This window comes from Streptomyces sp. A01 (assembly GCF_059026195.1).
The window spans coordinates 435,958-455,435 of the sequence record NZ_JBWLKN010000002.1; the positions used below are offsets into that span (position 1 = coordinate 435,958).

The following is a 19,478-nucleotide window of genomic DNA, read 5'->3' on the forward strand; positions in this document are numbered from 1 at the left end:
CCGCACGGGGTGTTGGCCGTACGACGCCCTAGGCGTATGTCACACCTTGAGATACTTGCGCAACGCGAAGAACGCGGCCAACGCGGGCATCAGCAAGCCGATCGCGAGCACCAGGGGGAGCTTGGCGATCACGGCGTCCCAGCCGATGAAGTTGATCACGTCGATGCGGTCCACCAGCCAGCCGTCCACGAGGAACTGCTGACCGGAGATCAGCAGCACGCAGGCGAAGACGGCGCCGATCAGACCGGCGATGGCGGCTTCCATGATGAATGGCAGCTGAATATAGAAGCTGGACGCGCCCACCAGCCGCATGATGCCGGTCTCTCTCCGACGGCTGAATGCCGACACCCGCACGGTGTTGACGATGAGCAGCAAGGCCACGACGAGCATGAGCGCCATCACGCCGAGAGCGGCGTAGTTCATACCGTTGAGAAGGTTGAAGAGGTTATCGACGACATCTCTCTGGTCTTCCACGGCCTGAACTCCAGGCCGTGCCGAGAAGGCTGTTTTGATCACCCGGTACTTCTCCGGGTCCTCCAGCTTGATCCGGAACGACTCCTGCATCTGATCCGGCGTCAGCGAGCTGGCCAGCGGAGAGTCGCCGAACTGCTCCTTGTAGTGCTTGTAAGCCTCTTCACTCGTCTCGAACACCACCGATTCGACGACGTTCATCCGCTCCAGCTCGGCGCGGATCTCCTTCTTCTGCTCGGCGGAAGCCGCACCCCTGTCGCAGTTGGACGAGGCTTCCTTGTCGTTCTTGTTGCAGAGGAAGATCGAGACGTTGACCTTGTCGTACCAGTAGCCCTTCATCGTGTCGACCTGCTCGCGCATGAGTAGGGACCCGCCGAACAGGGCGAGTGAAAGGGCGACAGAGACGATCACCGCGAAGGTCATGGTGAGATTACGGCGGAGACCGACGCCGATCTCCGACAGGACGAACTGGGCGCGCATGGCGTCCTTTCAGTGCTGGTAGCCGTAGACGCCGCGCGACTGGTCGCGTACGAGACGGCCCTTCTCAAGTTCAATCACGCGCTTGCGCATCTGGTCGACGATCTGCTGGTCGTGGGTCGCCATGACCACGGTGGTCCCGGTCCTGTTGATCCGGTCCAGCAGCTTCATGATGCCGACGGAGGTCTGCGGGTCCAGGTTGCCGGTCGGCTCGTCCGCGATCAGGAGCATCGGGCGGTTGACGAACGCGCGGGCGATGGCCACCCGCTGCTGCTCACCGCCGGACAGCTCACCAGGCATGCGGTCCTGCTTGCCGCCGAGCCCGACCAGGTCGAGGACTTCGGGGACGGTCTTGCGAATGGCGCCACGCGGCTTGCCGATCACTTCAAGCGCGAAGGCGACATTCTCTCCCACTGTCTTGTTGGGGAGCAGCCGGAAGTCCTGGAAGACGGTGCCCAACTGGCGGCGCATCTGCGGCACCTTCCAGTTGGACAGCCGCGCGAGGTCCTTGCCCAGCACGTGTACGGCACCGTGACTGGCCCGCTCCTCACGGAGCAACAGGCGCAGAAAGGTGGACTTACCCGAACCCGAGGAGCCCACCAGGAAGACGAACTCGCCCTTCTCGATCTCTAGCGAGACATCGCGCAGCGCGGGGCGGCTCTGTTTGGGGTAGGTCTTGGAGACGTTGTCGAATCGGATCACGAATGCACCACGGTCGACCTGAATAGGGGGCACGGGCTGCCACTGGCGCGGCTCCCGTCGGTGAGCGTGACCCTACGCGAACCGCGTGCGGCCGCGCAGTCGGCGTCCGGGGTTGGTGCCGTTATTCACGGCATCACCCGGACAAAAGGACGACAACCTGGGCGCCGCGCGGCTCGCACGCCGGAGCGATGAGCATGGAGCGGGCTGAACCCGACGCAAACTGGCAGAGTAGAGAGGAGAGGAGAGGAGCGTAGACGCGCAGACACGGAAACGCTTGGACACGGAGACACGTGCAAGCGCGGTAGACAGACGCGGGAGACAGAACAGAACAGACGGTGGAAACCGAAGCGGGAACAACCACCCGTCCCGGTGCGTTTGCCCCATGGAAGACGACAGCGGCTCCGCCGCACGGGAGTGAGGAGAGCGCATGACGTACGACAGGCTCGTCTGCGCCAACTGCGCCAGTCCCGTCAGCGAAGGCCGGTGCCGAGTCTGCCGGGCCCTGCGACGTACGGAGCAGGACGGCCCGTTCGCCGGATTGACGCCCGCGGCGCTGATCGTGCTGCTGATGGCCCTGATAGCCGTGGCGGCCCTCGCCCACGAAGTGGCCGCATAAGGCGCTCGTCACTGGGCGCGCCATCGCGGCACGCCCAGCTGTCAGCACGCGTACACCCGCGAGGGGTACGCGGCCGAGAGCGCGCCGCTGTAGAACGGCCGCACAGAACGTCGTCGCTGGTGAGCCTGTGTGCGTGTACCCACCGGGTGTGAGTGTGCCGCGCTTGCGCGTGTCTCTGCGCCCGCCCGTCCGCCCGTCACTTGCCTAGCGCGTTCGCCGCGTTACACACCGTCGCCCATGCCGCATGTCCGCATGCCCTCCCCGCTCCACCGCCCGGACGGTGCGGCCGATGGCCGAGCCGCGGTGCCCTGCCTCGCCCCTGCCTCATGCTGAGCGCGGCACGCCGGGCGCAGCGCGAGGGGCCCGGAGCTCTGCAGCGCTCCGGGCCCCTCGTCATGCTCGTTTCGTCAGATCCGCTCAGCCGCTTCTACGGGCTGGGTCAGGCGACGGTGTTGCGGCTGACCAGGCGCGGCACGAAGCGGAAGCCGATGCCACCCGCGATCATGGTCGCGGCGCCGATGAGCAGGAACGTCGTCTCAGAAGCACCGGTCTCGGCCAGCTCCTCCTTCGGCTTGTCCTGCTCCACCGGCTTGCTGCCGGCGCTGTCCGTGTCGGTGTTGTCCTCGCAGTTCGCACCGTCGAGGTCGACCGGGCAGGTGTCGGAGTCGCCGTCGTCGGTACCGGGACCAGTCGTCGGCTGGTCACTGGGCTGAGACGGGTCGGTCGGCTCGCCGGTGGGCGGGTCCGTGGGCTCACCGGTCGGCGGGTCCGTCGGCTCACCGGTCGGCGGGTCCGTCGGCTCACCGGTCGGCGGGTCCGTCGGCTCACCGGTGGGCGGGTCCGTGGGCTCGCCGGTCGGCGGGTCCGTCGGCTTGTCGGTGGGCGGGTCCGTCGGCTTGTCCGTCGGCGGGTCCGTGGGCTTGTCGGTGGGCGGATCGGTCGGCTTGTCGGTGGGCGGGTCCGTCGGCTTGTCCGTCGGCGGGTCCGTCGGCGTCGTCGGCTTGTCCGTCGGGGCGGTGGGGATCGTGGTCGGGTCGTCGGTGGGGTCGGGCTTGCCGACGGCGACACCCACACCCACACCGGTCTCGTCGGCGTCGGCCTTGACACCCACCCCGCCGACGTTGACGTCGATACCGACCGCTGAAGCGGCGCCCGCGGCGGTGAGGGACGCGCCAGCGGCGATCACCGCGCCGGCGACGATCCGCGCAACGCGCAACCGCGTCTTTTTGGTCATCTGCCTGCTACCCCCAGTAGCTGTACTCGTCAATGGAGCAGCTATGTACGGGGCTACGGCCCGGGGTCCGACTTCTCGGCACCAGCCTCAACAGGCTTCTTGCCCGCCCCCGTTCGCACGCGCCCCAGTTCATACGCATGCCGCGCGCCAGCTTTCCCATTTTTCACATCACCGTCAAGGTCATTCCGTACGGGATGTCCGCAATGCAGTCAGTTGACGGTCACAGGAGGGTGTAACTGTGACCTAAAAGCGGGCCAGGACGGCCACTCACACGCAAAAGAGCCGGGCGAACGGTCCGTTGAGGACCGCGGGGCCCGGCTCTCCACGCGAACTGGTCGTTCTTACTACGCCTGCTGCTCCTGCTGCTTGCGCCAGCGGATGCCCGCTTCCAGGAAGCCGTCGATCTCACCGTCGAGGACGGCCTGCGGGTTGCCGACCTCGTGGCCCGTGCGCAGGTCCTTGACCATCTGGTACGGGTGGAGGACGTACGAACGCATCTGGTTGCCCCAGGAGTTGCCGCCGTCGCCCTTGAGCGCGTTCATCTTCTCCTGCTCCTCCTGGCGGCGGCGCTCAAGCAGCTTCGCCTGGAGGACGTTCATCGCGGACGCCTTGTTCTGGATCTGCGAGCGCTCGTTCTGGCAGGAGACGACGATGCCGGTCGGGAGGTGGGTCAACCGCACGGCGGAGTCCGTGGTGTTGACGCCCTGGCCGCCGGGCCCCGAGGAACGGTAGACGTCGATGCGCAGGTCGGACTCGTCGATCTCGACATGGTCGGTCTGCTCGACGACCGGCAGCACCTCGACGCCCGCGAAGGACGTCTGACGGCGGCCCTGGTTGTCGAACGGCGAGATCCGCACAAGGCGGTGGGTGCCCTGCTCGACCGAGAGGGTGCCGTAGGCGTACGGGATCTTGACGGCGAAGGTGGAGGACTTGATGCCCGCCTCTTCCGCGTACGAGGTGTCGTAGATCTCGGCCTTGTAGCCATGGCGCTCGGCCCAGCGCAGATACATCCGCTGCAGCTGCTCGGCGAAGTCGGCGGCGTCGACTCCACCGGCCTCGGCGCGGATGTTGACAAGGGCCTCACGGGCGTCGTACTCACCGGACAGGAGGGTGCGGACCTCCATCTCGTCGAGCGCCTTGCGGACCGAGGTCAGCTCGGCCTCGGCCTCGGCACGGGCGTCCGCGTCGTCCTCCGCCTCGGCGAGCTCGAAGAGCACCTCGACGTCGTCGATCCGGCCGCGCAGCTCCTCGGTCCTGCGCAGCTGCCCCTGAAGGTAGGACAGCTTGCTGGTCACCTTCTGCGCGTTGTCCGGGTCATCCCAGAGGGAGGGGGCCGCGGCCTCCTCCTCAAGCACGGCGATGTCGGCCCTCATCTTGTCCAGGTCGAGGACCGCCTCGATCGACCCCATGGTGGAGGAGAGGGACTTCAGCTCTTCGGATACATCGACGACTGCCACGCCCCCAGCCTAACGGCTACACGCCGCAACCCGACCCGTGCGCCTGACCGGACCGGCGTCCCGCCGCTCCCCGCCTGCCCGGGGAGCGGGCCGAAGTGCCTGACCGGCGGGCGTCCCGGCGAGCCAGGGGCAGCCTGGTATCCGACCGGCGCGGCCGCTGAAGGAGAGCTGGAGGAGACCGGCCGGGGCCCGGCCCCGTGTGACCGGGGAGACGCCCCCGCCCCGGTCACACGGGGGCGGGCGCGAGATCGCGAGCCCGGACACCGCACACCAAGGGGTGACGCATCGCACCACGCCCATCGGCGCCCATCGGCGCGAGAACCCGTACCGGCAGCCAGGCGGGCTGAGGGTGGCGCAGAGCACAGCCCACAGGCACAGCCACGAACCCAGCCCGCCGCGCCGCACGCCCCGGCCGATGGGAGCGGCCCATGGAGCGGGCCATGGAGCGGGCAGCGAGCGGGGATGCCGGGTGAGGCGCGCGTGAGGGAGCAGGCGCTACGGGGTGGGTTCCGACTGGTGGACGCCGGGGGCGTCCGAGTCGCCGTCGTCACCATTGCCGACCGCGAGCCAGCCGCCCACACCCGCGGCGAGCAGCGCGGCGGCGGCCGCGGCCCCCAGCTTGACGCGGCGGCGGCGCAGCGCCTCGGGCCCCGACCGGTGGCGTGCGGAACCCGCGCGACGCTGGCCGGCCGCGCGTGGGGCGCGCGCCGTGCCGTGCGCCCCTCCCGCCAGCTCGTCCGTACTGGGCGCCCGCATGCTGGTGTGGGTGTCACGGCTGGAGTCGGCGACAGCGCCGGGCACCAGGGGCACAGCGCCACGCCGTCGGGGCTCCCCCGCGGCTCCGGGCAGCCCGGGCGCTCCGCCCACCACGGTCGGCGCGCCGTCCTCGTACCCCGCGGCGAAGCCGTCCTCCGCCTCGTCGTCCGGCTCGTCGATGTCCAGCGGCGGCATGCCCGCCAGGCTGGGCAGCAGTTCCCGCAGCCGGGCGGCCAGCTCGGCTGCGCGCAGCCGGGAGGCGGGCGCCTTGGCGAGGCACTGCACCATCAGCTGCCACAGCTCGTCGGGGATGCCGGGCAGCGGCGCGACGGTCTCGGTGACGTGCCGCCGCAGCACGGCGCCGGGATGCCCGCCGCCGAACGGGGTGAACCCGGCGAGCAGCTCGTAGAGCACGGTGGTGAGCGCGTAGACATCGACGCTCGCGCGGGGCGGCAGGCCCTCGATGATCTCGGGCGCCAGGTAGTCGGGGGTGCCGATGACACTGCGGGCGGTCGGCGAGCGGCCGCTTGAGCCCTGCTGGGCGCGGGCGCGGCCGGGCGAGTCCACGAGGCGGGCCACGCTGAAGTCCGTGAGCAGCGCGGAGTGCGCGCCACCGGGGCCGAGCGGCCCCTGCATGTCCAGGAGGACGTTCTCGGGCTTCACGTCGCGGTGCACGATCTGGGCCGCGTGCGCGGCGGCGAGCGCGTCGGCGATGTCGGCGACGATCGCGACGGCGGCCTCGGGGGCGAGGCGGCGTTCGTGGTCGAGCCGGGTACGCAGGTCGGTGCCCCGGATCAGGTCCATGACCAGCGCCAGGTCGTTGCCGTCGACCACGAGGTCACGTACACCGACCACATGCGGATGGTTCAGGCTCAGCAGCGCCGCGCGCTCCTGGACGAACCGGCCGACGAGATCCTGGTCAGAGGCGAGTTCCTCGCGCAAGAGCTTGATGGCGACCGGGCCATCGGGCCCCTCGCCCAGCCACACCGTGCCGACGCTGCCACGTCCAAGGACCTGGCCTGCGGTGTACCGGCTACCGATCTTCCGTGCCAAGACTGCTCCGACTTGTCGTCTGAGGGTGTCCAACGTCTTACGCGGCGTCACCCGCGTCTCGGCGCCAGAAGGCTGGCGTCCGCAACAAAGTTACGCGGCTCACGGCCGATTGAGGGGGCCAGAGCCTACTCGCTGTCCGTTCTGGACCGGAATGCACCCTTCGGGTGTCGACAAATCTCCAGAGTCGCGCATCATGATCGCCGCGCGAGGCGGAGAACGATCGCGTTCGTACGCCACCTCCTACGTCACCTCGTACGCCACCTGGCTCCGTGCCCTCGTACGCGAGCGCCCAGCCGGGCACCAGGAGACGTCGCGAGGCCACGGCTCGGACGGTCGCGCGGGCTCGGCGAAAGCCACCGCTGAGGGACGCGGCCTCACCGATCCACCCGGGGTCGCGGTCGACGAGCGCGAGCGGGCGGGCGGGAAACAAGACTGCCTGCCCCGCGGGCGACGCGGGGCAGGCAGCCCGTCCGGGCGCTTACGGGCGACCGCTGCGGCGGCCGTGGCCGACGGCGCCGGTCACGGGCGTCAACTCGGGCCGCCGAGGTCGGAGACCCAGCCCTTCACGTCGGAGATCCAGTCCGAGGTGGCCTGCCAGAAGCCCTTGCCGTCGGCGATCCAGTCCTGGAGCGGTGTGAGTTCCCAGACCAGCCAGGCGCCCACGACCAGGATGATGATCATGAACAGGCAGCCCTTGAGGCAGCCCAGGCCCGGAATCCGCGTCCGGTTGGGGCTGGGCGCGCGGGGCTCCCGGCGCGGGGCGGCGGGCTCCGGTGCCGCCGGAGGCGCGTACCGCTGGGGTTGCGGCTGCTGACGGCGCGGCTGCCGCTGGGGTTGCTGCGGCGGCGCGTACGGGGCGGGCGCGGGGCCGCGCTGCTGGGGCTGCCGCTGCGGGTACTGCTGCTGCCCGTACGGCTGCTGCGGCGGCTGCTGCTGCCGCTGGGGCGGCCGCTGCTGCTGCGGCGGCTGCGGAGGGGCGGCTCGGCGCGGCGGGCGACGGCGCAGCGGGTCCTGGTTCGGGTCGAGGTACTGGACCTGGGTCTGGTCGTTGCGGTCGCGGGCCGCGCGCATCTGGTTCTGCCAGGGATGCGGGCCGTCTGGGTCCTGCCCGCCCTGCGGTCCGCCGGGCCCGGGGGGCACCGGCGGCATGGCGCGGGTGGCGCCGGCCGCGTTGCCCGGCCCTGAACCCGCGGGCAGCACCTGCGTGGGGTCCGCGCCGGGACCGGCGCCGGGGCCGCCCGTGGAGGGCAGCACGCTCGTCGCCGCGGCCGGGTCGTAGGAGCCCGCGCCCGACGGCAGCACCTGGGTCGGATCGGCGTCCCCACCGGTATCGGGGACCGTCGCGGGGGCCGGGTCGGGGGCGAGCAGCGCGGCGACCCCGAGCGCGGCTTCCGCCTGGGCGGCGGACGCGTGCACGCCGACGCCGGCGGCGACGGTACGCAGCGCACGGGCGAGGTTCTCCGCGCTCGGCCGCTCCTCGGGCCGCTTGCGCAGGCAGCGCTCTATGCACGTCCACAGCGGCTCGGGGATGGTCGTGGGACGGCGGGGCTCCTCGCTGAGGTGCCGGTGCAGCACCTCAAGGGCGGTGTTGCCCGCGAACGGGGGTCGCCCTGTGACGAGCTCGTACAGCAGGATGCCCGCGCCGTAGATGTCCACCGCTGAGGTCTGCGGGCGGCCCTCGGCGGACTCCGGCGCCACATAGTTGGGGGTGCCGACGAATTCGTGGGTGCGGGTCAGGCCCGGGGAGTCGGCGAGGCGCGCGATGCCGAAGTCGGTGAGCATCGGGTGCATCTGCTCGCCGTCCTGGCCGACGGCGACGAGGACGTTGGCGGGCTTCAGGTCGCGGTGGACGACGCCGTCAGCGTGGCTGGCGGCGAGCGCGTCGGCGATCTGGGCGGTGAGCAGCGCTGCGGCGACCGGTGTCAACGGGCCGTTGTCCCGCAGGTAGCGGTGCAGGTCCGGACCCTCGATCAGGTCCATGACCAGCGCGAGCATGTCGCCCTCGACGACGAGGTCGCGGGTGCGGACGATGTTCGGGTGGGTGAGTCGGAGCAGCACGGACCGTTCGCGCAGGAAGCGCATGACGATCTCGGCGTCGTGCGCCAGCTCCTCCTTGAGGACCTTGATCGCGACGGTCTCGCCGGGCTGCCCGGCCACGGCGGCCTCGGCGCCCGCCGTCTCCCGCTGGCGCGCCCGCCAGACGGTGCCAGTGGCTCCGCGTCCGAGCGGCTCCTCTAGCAGGTACTTGCTGCCTACCGGCCGCACGTCATGCGCTCCCTGATCGTGGTCAACCTGATCGTGCTCAATTCCTCGCTATGGCCTGTGCTCGGCCCCGTCCGCCCACTCTAGTGCCGTAGCACAGGCCGCCGATGAGCCGCTTCCCGTGAAAGACCCACGGGGCTTGGAGGGAAGACGCAGGATCTGGCCGGATGGTTGCGGTGAAGGCGGGCACCGTTTGCGAGCGTCCGCTGATGACCTCCGCGTCCACATCGCCACGCCCGCTGTCCTGTGCCCACTGTCCACCCTCCGCTGTCCAGGTGTGCGGACCGGGGCTGCTCCGGCGTCCCCGGAAGTGGCGAGATTCGGCGGAAATCACACCCCCCGCCACGGTGCTCGGCCCGGCCCATGAGGCACGCCTTCCCCCGGCCCAGCGCGGCCGGTGGACCGCGAGAACCAGCCATGCGGCTTCCGGCTGCCCTGTACGGAACGCGGGCCTGCCACCCGCCGCGTACGGCCCGCCCGGCATGCGTGCGACCGGCTGCGACCGGATGTGTGCGCCCGGTGCATGGCACGTACGGGAGGCGCACGGCGTGCGCCACGGGACCCGCGCCCGCCGCGCTTGCGCCGCTCGCTCAGCCTGCTCCCCGGACTGGAGCGGACCAGCGGCTGGGAAGGCGGGCAGTGCGCGGCTCGCAGGGCGTGGTGGGGGCGCGGCGGCGGGGTGTGAGCGCCGGCCGAGTCCCCCACGACCGGGGCGGTTGTCCGTCAGGTGCCGGTGGCTTATGCCGGGCCCTCTGCGGATGGACGTACGCGGGAGCGGCGGGCCGCCGGGGAGGAGTTGACATCTGGCCGGTGAGCAACTGGTGGGGGCTGGCGAGCCAGTCACCGGAAGGAGCCGGCGTCGATACGCCACGAGTGCGCCCGGCGGCTCATGCCGGGAGCGCGCGCCGTGCGGGAAGGAGCAGAGTGCCCACGGTGCCCGGTCTTTCGCGCACGTTTCACGCAACCTTTCGCGCACGCTCTGGGCACACTCCGGCCACCTTCTTCGCCATAACGGCGTCATAAGAACAAGAGAAGGGCCTACGCCGACGTCATCGCCGAACCCAAGCAGGCAGTTTTGGCCATCTACGCGACCAATCAAGATCACGTATCCGCACTCACCGGGCGCGTTGTCAGTGGCGGGTGCGAGGATGCACGCAGCACATGTGCAGCGGGAGGAGGGGCCCGCGCTGTGTGTCCTGTACGTGCCGACGCGCCTGGGGGCGGTAGGGGGAACGGCATCCCTGCCGGGTTCCGGGGCAGAAGGGACCGCTGACGGCGATGCAGATCCGGCTGACCGTCCTCGGGCCGCCCAGCGGCCTTCCCGGCCACCCCGCCGCGCACGCCTGCGATGTGCTCGTGACGGCGCCCGTGGGCACGGCCCTCGCCTCGGTGACGAGCGGCCTCGCAGCCGCCGTGGCCGCGACCGGTTCCGACATGGGCAGCGGCTCCGTCGTGGTGTACGCGGGAGCGGAGCGGCTTGACGCGCGGCGCTGCGCCCTCGGCGAACCGCCGCTCATAGATGGCGCGGTGCTCTCCCTCCAGGCCCCGGCGGCCCCCGCCGAGCAGCCGCATCCGTACCCCACGCTGTGCTCCGACGCCCCGGCCCGGCTGCATGTGGTCGCCGGTCCCGACGCGGGCGGCGTCCACCTGCTGCACGGCGGGCAGGCGCGCGTGGGCCGCTCCGCCGACGCCGACGTGCCGCTCGACGACCCCGACGTCTCCAGGACGCACTGCGCGGTGACCGTCACGGCCGACGGCCGCGTCACCCTCGCCGACCTCGGCTCGACGAACGGCACCGCGCTGGACGGCGCGCCAGTGGGCGGCCAGCCGGTGCCGCTTCCCCCGGGCGCACTGGTGCGCGTCGGCGAGTCCGCGCTGCGGCTGCACGCCCCGCCGCGTCGGCCCGCGCCGGACAGCCCCCCGCCCCACGATCCGTACGCGGCCCCGGCCAGTGCGTACGCGACGCCGTACGCCGAGCACGGCCAACCCGCCGCGCAGAACGGACACGGGGAGCGCGGCGGCAACGCCAGTCTCAACGGTCATGGCGGCAACGCCGGTCCCAACGGCCACAGCGAGGGACCCAGGCACAGTAAGAACTCGGGGCATGGCGACAGCCATGGCGGGGCCACGGCCGGCCACGGCGCGCCGACAGCCGGGGAGAGCGGCGCGGGTGGCACGCGCGGCGACGGGTGTGGCCCGGCGCCGCTGGCCATCCACCCCGACGGCGAGGGCTATCTGCGCGTCGCACCGGGTGGTGGCGGCCTCGGCGCCCCTCAGGGCGGCGCGGCCCCGGCCGCCGCGCACACCGCGCCGGTCCCGCCGGGCGCGGGCGCGACGGCCAGGACGCACGGCACCTGGGCCGGTGCCGGTGACTCCTCCGGCGACCAGGGCATGCCCGCGCGCGGCCAGACAACACGGGTGGACGGCTGGCAGAGAAGCGGTTGGCAGGAGGGCGGCCCCCGTGCGGGCCAGCCCTCAGGGGCGGACGGCGGCGGGTTCGGCCATGCCCCGTACGCAGGCCCCGGTGGCCAGGACGCCACCCGGCTCGGGACCCGCCAGACGGGTGCCAACGGCGCGGCTCGCCCCGCCCCGGGGAGCGAGGAGGCCGGCCCCTTCGTGTACCACCAGGACGGTGCGCGGCCAGGGGACGCGGGCCCCGCGCGCGGTGAGCGGCGGCGCGGGCTCGGCGCCTGGGCCAGGCGGCTCGCCGGCGGCAGCCGCGCCACCGACCGCGCCATGCCCGGGGCCGAGTGGGCCGTGAGCCCGGCCGAGGCGGAGCGGGCGGCCGCCGAGGCGGCCACGGCGCTGGACCAGAGATGGCCGGACCCGGCCGCCGTGCTGCTGACCGCGCTCGGCCCCGACGCCCGGCTGTGGGAGCGCTCCGCGAGGCACCCTGACGCGCTCGTGGTCCGGCTCGGCACCGCCGATCAGCCGCTGGCCGGTGTCATCGGTGCGTCCGCCCTCGGCGCGGCGCCCGGTTTCCCGCCGTCCGCGCAGCCGGGCGCGCCGCGCGCCGCCGCGCCCGGGACGGCGCCCGCCGCCCCGCCCGTCGTCTTCGCCCCGGTCGTCGTCAGCCTGCGGCAGGCCGGAGCGCTGGGGCTGGCCGGTCCGAGGCCCCGGCTGGCCGGTCTCGCCCGGTCCGTGATCGCGCAGCTGGCGGCGGCGCACCCGCCCACCGCGCTGGAGATCGTGCTGATCAGCGCGGACCACGCGCGCCCCGTCGAGGACCGGCTCGCCGACTGGTCGTGGCTCGGCTGGCTGCCGCAGGTGCGGCCCGCGCACGGCCAGGACTGCCGCCTGCTGCTGGCTTACGACAGGGACCAGGCCACGGCGCGCGCCGGCGAACTCGTACGACGTCTTGACGACGGGCCGCTCGGCCCGGGCTGGGCGACCTCCTCCCCCGCCGCCGTGGCCACGGCGGCCGAGCGGCACAAGGGCCCGCTCACGGTCGTGGTCGTGGACGGCGACCCCGGTTCGGCCGCGCTCCGGGAGACCATGGCCCAGTTGGCGTCGGTCGGCCCGGCCGCCGGGGTCCATCTGCTGTGCCTGGCCGAGGCGCCGCCGGCCGCGCCCGCCTCCCCGCTGTCCGTCGGCTACGAGGCGGCTCGCTCCGCTTCCGCGCTGATCGACGAGTGCGGGGCCGTCGCGCTCCTCAGCGGCGACGTCGCCACCGAGTTGAAGATTCTCTACCGGGGCTGGGACGGCGACCCGGGACGCGGTCACACCCCACCGGGCCAGGACTGTCCGGCGCCGCCGGACGACCGTCACGTAGGACGGTTCGAAGCGCAGTTCATGCCCTCGGCTGAGCCCCCCGCCCCGAGCGCCTTGTCCGCCCCCGGCGGCCCGGCCGGTCAGGGAGTGGCGACCGCCGCGGGTGGCGCGGCCTCCCCCGAGGCGGCTGCCCGAGCGGGGCTCGGGTCGGCGGTGCCCGAGCCGGTCGGCGGCCCGAGGTACGGATCGGCGTACGAGTCTCCCCCGGGGACAGCGGCAGCGGGGGCGTACGGGACGGCCTTCGGGACGATGCACGGAGCGGCGCACGGGACACCCCACGGGGCCGGATTCCCCGCCGGTGGCGGTGGTGTCGTCAGCAGCGCGACCGTGGACGCCGTATCGGCGGCGTGGGCGGAGCGGTTCGCCCGGGCGCTCGCCCCGCTGCTGCCCACCGACGCGACCGCCGGCGGCGACGGCGGCCAGGGTCCGGCGCGCGCCGCCGTCCCCCTCCCGGACAGCGCGCGCCTGCTCGACGAGCTGGGCCTGGCCCGCGCCACGCCCGCCTCACTGCTGGCGCGCTGGGCGGCGGCGGCCGACGAGGTCGCGTTCGGCGGCCGGACGCTGGCCGTGCTCGGCGCGGGCCCGCGCGGCCCGCTCGCCATCGACCTGGCGGCCGACGGCCCCCACCTGCTCATCGACGGCGCTCCCGGCACCGGCAAGACCGAGCTGCTGCGCTCGCTGGCAGCCTCGCTCGCCGCCGCGGAACGGCCGGAGCGGATGTCCCTCGTCCTCGTTGACGGCGGCGGCACCGAGCGCGGCGAGGGCCTGCGGCCGTGCACGGACCTGCCGCATGTCTCGACGTATCTGGCGGCGTCCGACCCGGTGCGGATGCGGGAGTTCGCACAGGCGCTCAGCTCCGAGCTCAAGCGCCGCGCCGAACTGCTCGGGGCCGGTGACTTCCTCGCGTGGCATGCCAGGAACAGCAGATCCTCCCAGGTCGTCGCGCCGCGTCGGCCATCGGAAGCCACAGCGGCACCGGCAGCGGCAGCGGCGGCGCACGGCGGCTCTCCGGGCGCGGCCCACGCCGCCAACGGTGACCTGGACAGCGCCCCGAGCGGCACGCTGAAGCTCCGCGTCCCCGGCACCGGGAGCGGCAGCCACGGCGGACCGCAGGGGGGCGCGCACGCGGCGGCGGCGAACGGTGCGGCGCTGGGTATGCCGGGCCCCACGCACCTGCCCCGGCTTGTCGTCCTCGTGGACGACTTCGACGCGCTCGTGGCGCCCGCTCTCGGCAGCACGGGCCGCCCCTCGGCCGGTTCGGTGGTCCGCGCGCTCGAAGCGGTCGCCCGCGACGGCGCCCGGCTCGGCGTGCACCTCATAGCCGCGTCCGGCCGTCCGGACCGTACGGCGGACACGGCGGCCGTGGAGCGCGCCGGGCTGCGCGTCATCCTGGAACAGCCGTCGCCCGGCGCGGCCCGGGAGTCGGCCGCGGACGGTACACCCTCGCCCGGCAGAGGACGGCTGAAGCGGCCCGACGACGGCGCGGTGACACCGTTCCAGGCGGGGCGGGTCACCGGCCGCATCCCCCGTACGGCGACGGCGCGGCCCACCGTCGTGCCGTTGGACTGGCAGCGCATGGGCGACCCACCGACCCGCCGCCCCCTGCGCGAGCTGGGCAACGGGCCCACGGACCTGGCCCTGCTCGCCAGCGCCCTGCAACGCGCCGCGCAGTCATCCGGCACCCCCGCGCCGCCCCCTCTCCTCTGACCCCGCCCGTACGCCTGCGCCTGCGCGTATGCCCATGCCCCGCGCCCGGGCGCCGGCCGGGCACCAGGAGCCGACGACCGGCCCCCTAGCCAACCCCCATGGCTGGGCCGTGTCCGGATGGCTGGGCCGTGTCCGGCGGATCGTGCTGGGGAGGGGGAGCCCTGGCCGTGCGTCGCGGACCGGGGTGCGCCGTGGTTGGTCGCGCAGCTCCCCGCGTCCCTGACAAGGGCGCACCCCTGGCAGGGGCAGCGCTGCTTCCTCTGGACTGGGCCTGGCGGTGGAGGCCCTATGTGCAGGCCGATGCCGGTCGCGCACCGGGCACGCCGACCGGGCGCCAGGCACGCCCCGCGGGCGGGGGGCGCGAGCGGGGTGGGACTCGGCCGTGGGCGGGACGCGAAACTGCCCCATCTGCCCCGGAGGCATGGCATCGGTGGATGCCCCAGGCGGCGCTCGCCCCACCTCCGCACCAGGGGCCCACCAGGACCTCACCAGTGCCACCAGGCATACGAATTCTCCTGGTCAGCACGCGAGTTGGGCTTAAGGGGCACGGCGGGCACTGAAGATCACGGCACCATCACGATCAGCTCCTTGGCGCTGATTCCGGTATTGCGGCTCACGGTTACCCGGCGTAGGACTGTGCCCACGGGGCACGGCCGTACGACCGGGGTGACATGACGTACGGCGCGGCCGTCCGCCGGGGCCGGGCAGACCGGACAAGCCGGGTACGGGGAGGGACGGCAAGAATGCGCATACCGCTTGACGCACCAATTCGCGGAACGCGCGCCAAGACGGGCAGGCCGCGCACAACAGGGCGGGGCACGCGTACGGCACGCACAGTGCTGACATTCGTCACCGCGGGGGTGGTGGCTCTCGCGGCCACCGGCTGCGGCGGTGACGACTCCGAGGACAAGAACGCGACACCGATACCGAACACCGTGAAGCTGCCTCGGCTCGACGGGCAGAGTGTGCGGGTGGCCGCCGTGTGGACGGGCACCGAGCAGGAGAACTTCACGAAGGTCCTCGACGAGTTCGAGAAGCGCACCGGAGCGGACGTCTCCTTCGTGCCAAGCGGTGATGACATGTCCGCCTTCGTCGGCTCGAAGATCGCGGGCGGTCAGCCGCCGGACGTCGCCATGCTCCAGCAGGTCGGTGTGCTCAGGGAGTTCGCCGACAAGGGCTGGATCAAACCGCTGGACGAGGCCGCGGCGGCGGAGCTCAAGCGGAACTTCTCCAAGGGCTGGCAGGACCTGGGCTCACACAAGGGCAAGCCGTACGGCGTCTACTTCAAGGCCAGCAACAAGTCGCTGGTCTGGTACAACACGCGGGCCTTCGACTACGCGGGGGCCAAGGAGCCCAAGACGTGGAAGCAGATGATCGAGCAGGCCCGGCTGGTGGCCGACTCGGGCGTCGAGCCGGTCGCGGTCGGCGGTGCCGACGGCTGGACGCTGACCGACTGGTTCGAGAACATCTATCTCTCGCAGGCCGGTCCCGAGATGTACGACAAGCTGTCCACCCATGAGATCGAGTGGACCGACGACTCGGTGAAGCGGGCTCTGACGACGCTCGGCGAGCTGTTCGGCGACAACGATCTGCTGACGGACGGCAACGAGGGGGCGCTGCGGACGGAGTTCCCGAAGTCGGTCGCCAAGACGTTCGCGGGCGGCGAGCCGAAAGCGGCGATGGTCTTCGAGGCGGACTTCGTCGCCGCCAACATCGCGGACGCCGGGGCCGACCTCGGTGACGACGCGAAGGTCTTCCCGTTCCCGGCCGTCGGCGAGAAGCCGCCGGTGGTGACGGGTGGCGACGTCGCCGTGGCGCTGAAGAACAACAAGGCGGCGCAGGCCCTGCTGACCTTCCTCGCCTCGCCCGACGCGGCGCACATCTGGGCCTCGCAGGGCGGTCTCATCTCGGCGAACACCAAGCTCAGCCTCGACGCGTACCCGAATCCCGAGCTGCGGGCGATCGCCAAGGCGCTGATCGACGCGGGGGACGACTTCCGCTTCGACATGTCCGACCAGGCACCCGCCTCGTTCGGCGGCAAGCCCGCCCAGGGCGAGTGGAAGGCCCTCCAGGACTTCCTGAAGAACCCGAAGAACGTGGCGGGAATTCAACGCCAGTTGGAGAAGGACGCCGACAAGGCGTTCAAGAACTGATCCGGCCAAGGGACTCACACCATGTCGACACCGACAGCGGGTGGCGCTGCCCAGCCGGGCCCGCCCCCCTCACCCACTCCCAGCGCGGGCGGCGGCGCGAGCCTCCGTACGGGAAAGCGCGGCGACGGCAAACGCAAGAGCCTGATGGGCACAAAGCCCTGGCTCGCGGCGCTGTTCCTGCTGCCCGCCCTGCTGCTCCTGGGAGCGCTCGTCGTCTATCCGATCGGCTATTCGCTGTGGCGCAGCTTCTTTGACGCTGCCAACAACGGGTTCGTCGGTCTGGACAACTACCAGGAGATGTTCACCGACGACGCCATACAGAAGGCCGTCCGGAACAACGTCATCTGGATCGTCGTCGCGCCGACCGTCGCCACCGCCCTCGGGTTGATCTTCGCTGTGCTGACCGAGCGCATCCGCTGGGGCACCGCCTTCAAGCTGGTGGTCTTCATGCCGATGGCGATCTCCATGCTCGCGGCGGGCATCATCTTCCGGCTGGTCTACGAGCAGGACCCGGACCGTGGCGTCGCCAACGCGATGTGGGTGACCGTGCATGACACGTTCGTGGAGCCCGCACCGTTCGAGCGGGCCAACCCGGGCCGCCAGTCCGGTCTGACCGAGTCGGCGGGCGGTGCCATCAGCGACCCGAGGACGCTGCGCTCCGGGTCACCGTTCAACGTTCCGCTGGTCGGCATCCCGCGCGACCAGATCGAGGGCGCCGACGACGCGGTCGCCGCCAAGCCCGAGGAAGGCAAGATCACCGGCACCGTCTGGCGTGACTTCACGCGGGGCGGCAAGGGCGAGCCGAACAAGATCGACAAGGGCGAGGAAGCGCTCGCCGACGTCAAGGTCGAGGCCGTCAAGGACGGCAAGGTGGTGGCGAAGGCGACCACGCGAGGCGACGGCACCTACACCATGCCGGGCGCGGCAGAAGGTGCCACACTCCGGCTCCCCTCGTCGAACTTCGAGGCCCCGTACAACGGGGTCGACTGGCTCGGCCCGTCGCTCGTCACCCCGGCCATCATCGGGTCGTACGTGTGGATGTGGGCGGGCTTCGCGATGGTGCTGATCGCCGCGGGTCTCGCGGGGCTGCCACGCGAACTGCTGGAAGCGGCACGGGTGGACGGCGCCAACGAGTGGCAGGTCTTCCGGCGTGTGACGGTCCCGCTGCTCGCACCAGTGCTCGGCGTCGTCCTCGTCACGCTGATGATCAATGTGCTGAAGATCTTCGACCTCGTGTACATCATCGCGCCGGGTGCCAGCCAGGACGAGGCGAACGTGCTGGCCCTCCAGCTCTACAAGTCGTCGTTCGGCACCGACGTCAACCAGGGTGTCGGCAGCGCCATCGCGGTGTTCCTGCTGCTGCTCGTGCTGCCGCTGATGTACGTCAATGTCCGCCGGATTCGTAGGGAGCGCCGTCGATGACCAGTACGGACACCGTCGTACGGGCCAAGCAGCCGCTCGCTGCCCGGATCGCGGCACGCGCCGGAGGCGCCGGGATGCGGATCTTCCTCATCCTCATCGCGCTGTTCTGGCTGACCCCCACCGCCGGGCTGCTGCTGTCGTCGCTGCGCGACCCGGCGGAGGCCGACCTCACCGGGTGGTGGGAGGTCTTCACCAACCCGTCGCAGCTCACCGTCGACGGCTACGACCAGCTGCTGAACAACGAGGTGATCACCGACTCGCTGTTCACCACCGTCATGATCACCGTGCCTGCCACGGTCCTCGTGGTGCTCATCGGGTCACTCGCCGGCTACGCGTTCGCCTGCATGGAGTTCCCCGGGCGTGACTGGTGGTTCCTGCTCGTCGTCGGCCTTCTCGTGGTCCCCGTGCAGGTCGCGCTGATCCCGGTCTCCAAGCTCTTCGGCGAACTCGGCATCTTCCAGACCACTCTGGGTGTGGTGCTCTTCCATACGGCGTTCGGCCTGCCCTTCGCCGTCTTCCTGCTGCACAACTTCTTCTCGCAGATCCCCCGGGAGCTGCTGGAAGCGGCCCGGCTGGACGGTGCGGGCGAACTGCGCCTCTTCTTTCGCGTCGTGATGCCACTGGCGGGCCCGGCCATCGCCTCCCTGGCCATCTTCCAGTTCCTGTGGGTATGGAACGACATGCTCGTCGCGCTGATCTTCGCCGACAGCGGCAACCCACCCATCACGGTGGCGCTCCAGCAGCAGGCCCGGCAGTTCAGCAACAACATCGACGTGCTGGGCCCTGGGGCCTTCGTGTCGATGGTGATTCCGCTCGCCGTCTTCTTCGCCTTCCAGCGGCAGTTCGTGTCGGGCGTGATGGCGGGAGCGGTCAAGTAACGGTGCGGCGCACGGGCTGGTAGCCGGGCCGGGGCTCTCATCCGGCAGCGGTCCGGTACCGGCTCGCTCCGCACCCGACGGCTCTCTCTGCTCAACGGCTCTCGCTACCCAACGACGACGAGGAGTCCGGCTCTCCGGGGCCGGGCTCCTCGTCGTCGGGCTCGCCGGTGACTGGAAGGCGTGGCCCGCCCCCCCGTCACTGCGAACGCGGACCACGATCCACGGCCAAGTGGCCAAGCGAGGGCCGGGGGGGGCTGGCGCCGACGGCTCAATTCCGCCCCTCGCCGCCTCGGTGACCACCACCAAGGCCAGCATCTCCGATCAAGGGAACCCCACGTCAAAGAGGTTCTGGCTAGAGAAAACGCCTTTCCGGCCACCTGCTGAACGACGTCTCCGGACGCAGGAGCGGCAAGAAGATGACCGGGGGACCCTGACTGACGGGCGGTCGGGGAACGATGGCCAAGGGCGCGTGAGGCAACCGATACGGGTTGCCTCACGCGCCCTTGGTCGTCGTGCGGC

The 19,478-nt window shown here is 71.8% G+C and carries 11 protein-coding genes; 5 read left to right on the forward strand and 6 right to left on the reverse strand.

All coding sequences use genetic code 11. The features are described from left to right. Nucleotides 1-39: 39 nt before the first annotated feature. The gene (ftsX, locus tag AC5P1B_RS04255) at nt 40-951 is read right to left on the reverse strand and encodes a permease-like cell division protein FtsX (protein WP_493884802.1); all 912 of its coding nucleotides are present in this window, start codon (nt 949-951) and stop codon (nt 40-42) included. A gap of 9 nt (nt 952-960) precedes the next feature. Then, a complete protein-coding gene (gene ftsE, locus AC5P1B_RS04260; protein ID WP_493884803.1) occupies nt 961-1,650 on the reverse strand; it encodes a cell division ATP-binding protein FtsE in 690 nt (229 codons plus the stop codon). A 427-nt stretch (nt 1,651-2,077) separates the two neighbouring features. Between ftsE and AC5P1B_RS04265 the strand changes: the two genes are divergently transcribed. Then, nucleotides 2,078-2,266: a hypothetical protein gene (locus AC5P1B_RS04265; RefSeq protein ID WP_493884804.1), complete on the forward strand. Its 189-nt coding sequence runs from the start codon at nt 2,078-2,080 to the stop codon at nt 2,264-2,266. 439 nt (nt 2,267-2,705) lie between these two features. On the opposite strand, the gene AC5P1B_RS04270 is transcribed toward AC5P1B_RS04265, so the two are convergent. The 4 genes from AC5P1B_RS04270 to AC5P1B_RS04285 form a co-directional block, all read right to left on the reverse strand. After that, nucleotides 2,706-3,500 (reverse strand): hypothetical protein, encoded by a 795-nt coding sequence (locus AC5P1B_RS04270; protein ID WP_493884805.1) that lies wholly within the window; start codon nt 3,498-3,500, stop codon nt 2,706-2,708. Between the two features lie 344 nt (nt 3,501-3,844). Further along, nucleotides 3,845-4,957 carry a peptide chain release factor 2 gene (gene prfB, locus AC5P1B_RS04275; RefSeq protein ID WP_493884806.1) on the reverse strand — a complete coding sequence of 371 codons (1,113 nt, stop codon included), beginning with the start codon at nt 4,955-4,957 and terminating at the stop codon, nt 3,845-3,847. A 495-nt stretch (nt 4,958-5,452) separates the two neighbouring features. Next, a complete protein-coding gene (locus AC5P1B_RS04280; RefSeq protein ID WP_493884807.1) occupies nt 5,453-6,766 on the reverse strand; it encodes a serine/threonine-protein kinase in 1,314 nt (437 codons plus the stop codon). A 528-nt stretch (nt 6,767-7,294) separates the two neighbouring features. Continuing rightward, nucleotides 7,295-9,031, reverse strand: a complete 1,737-nt coding sequence (locus tag AC5P1B_RS04285) for a serine/threonine-protein kinase (protein WP_493884808.1) — start codon at nt 9,029-9,031, stop codon at nt 7,295-7,297. Nucleotides 9,032-10,306: 1,275 nt separating this feature from the next. Here AC5P1B_RS04285 and AC5P1B_RS04290 point away from each other — a divergent pair. From AC5P1B_RS04290 to AC5P1B_RS04305, 4 genes are all read left to right on the forward strand, one after another. After that, nucleotides 10,307-14,506: an FtsK/SpoIIIE domain-containing protein gene (locus AC5P1B_RS04290; RefSeq protein ID WP_493884809.1), complete on the forward strand. Its 4,200-nt coding sequence runs from the start codon at nt 10,307-10,309 to the stop codon at nt 14,504-14,506. Between the two features lie 743 nt (nt 14,507-15,249). Further along, nucleotides 15,250-16,659, forward strand: a complete 1,410-nt coding sequence (locus tag AC5P1B_RS04295; protein WP_493884810.1) for an ABC transporter substrate-binding protein — start codon at nt 15,250-15,252, stop codon at nt 16,657-16,659. A 21-nt stretch (nt 16,660-16,680) separates the two neighbouring features. Next, nucleotides 16,681-18,081, forward strand: coding sequence for a carbohydrate ABC transporter permease (locus AC5P1B_RS04300; protein WP_493884811.1), 1,401 nt, complete (start codon nt 16,681-16,683; stop codon nt 18,079-18,081). Beyond that, nucleotides 18,078-18,959, forward strand: a complete 882-nt coding sequence (locus AC5P1B_RS04305; RefSeq protein ID WP_493884812.1) for a carbohydrate ABC transporter permease — start codon at nt 18,078-18,080, stop codon at nt 18,957-18,959. Before AC5P1B_RS04300 ends, AC5P1B_RS04305 begins: the two co-directional genes overlap by 4 nt. The last annotated feature ends 519 nt before the right edge of the window (nt 18,960-19,478 follow it).

What these genes read in the sequence shown, in the direction of transcription:
- ftsX (WP_493884802.1), bottom strand. Translation starts at nt 951, where the DNA reads ATGCGCGCCCAGTTCGTCCTGTCGGAGATCGGCGTCGGTCTCCGCCGT.
- AC5P1B_RS04290 (WP_493884809.1), top strand. Translation starts at nt 10,307, where the DNA reads ATGCAGATCCGGCTGACCGTCCTCGGGCCGCCCAGCGGCCTTCCCGGC.
- AC5P1B_RS04300 (WP_493884811.1), top strand. Translation starts at nt 16,681, where the DNA reads ATGTCGACACCGACAGCGGGTGGCGCTGCCCAGCCGGGCCCGCCCCCC.
- AC5P1B_RS04270 (WP_493884805.1), bottom strand. Translation starts at nt 3,500, where the DNA reads ATGACCAAAAAGACGCGGTTGCGCGTTGCGCGGATCGTCGCCGGCGCG.
- AC5P1B_RS04305 (WP_493884812.1), top strand. Translation starts at nt 18,078, where the DNA reads ATGACCAGTACGGACACCGTCGTACGGGCCAAGCAGCCGCTCGCTGCC.
- AC5P1B_RS04295 (WP_493884810.1), top strand. Translation starts at nt 15,250, where the DNA reads ATGCGCATACCGCTTGACGCACCAATTCGCGGAACGCGCGCCAAGACG.
- AC5P1B_RS04265 (WP_493884804.1), top strand. Translation starts at nt 2,078, where the DNA reads ATGACGTACGACAGGCTCGTCTGCGCCAACTGCGCCAGTCCCGTCAGC.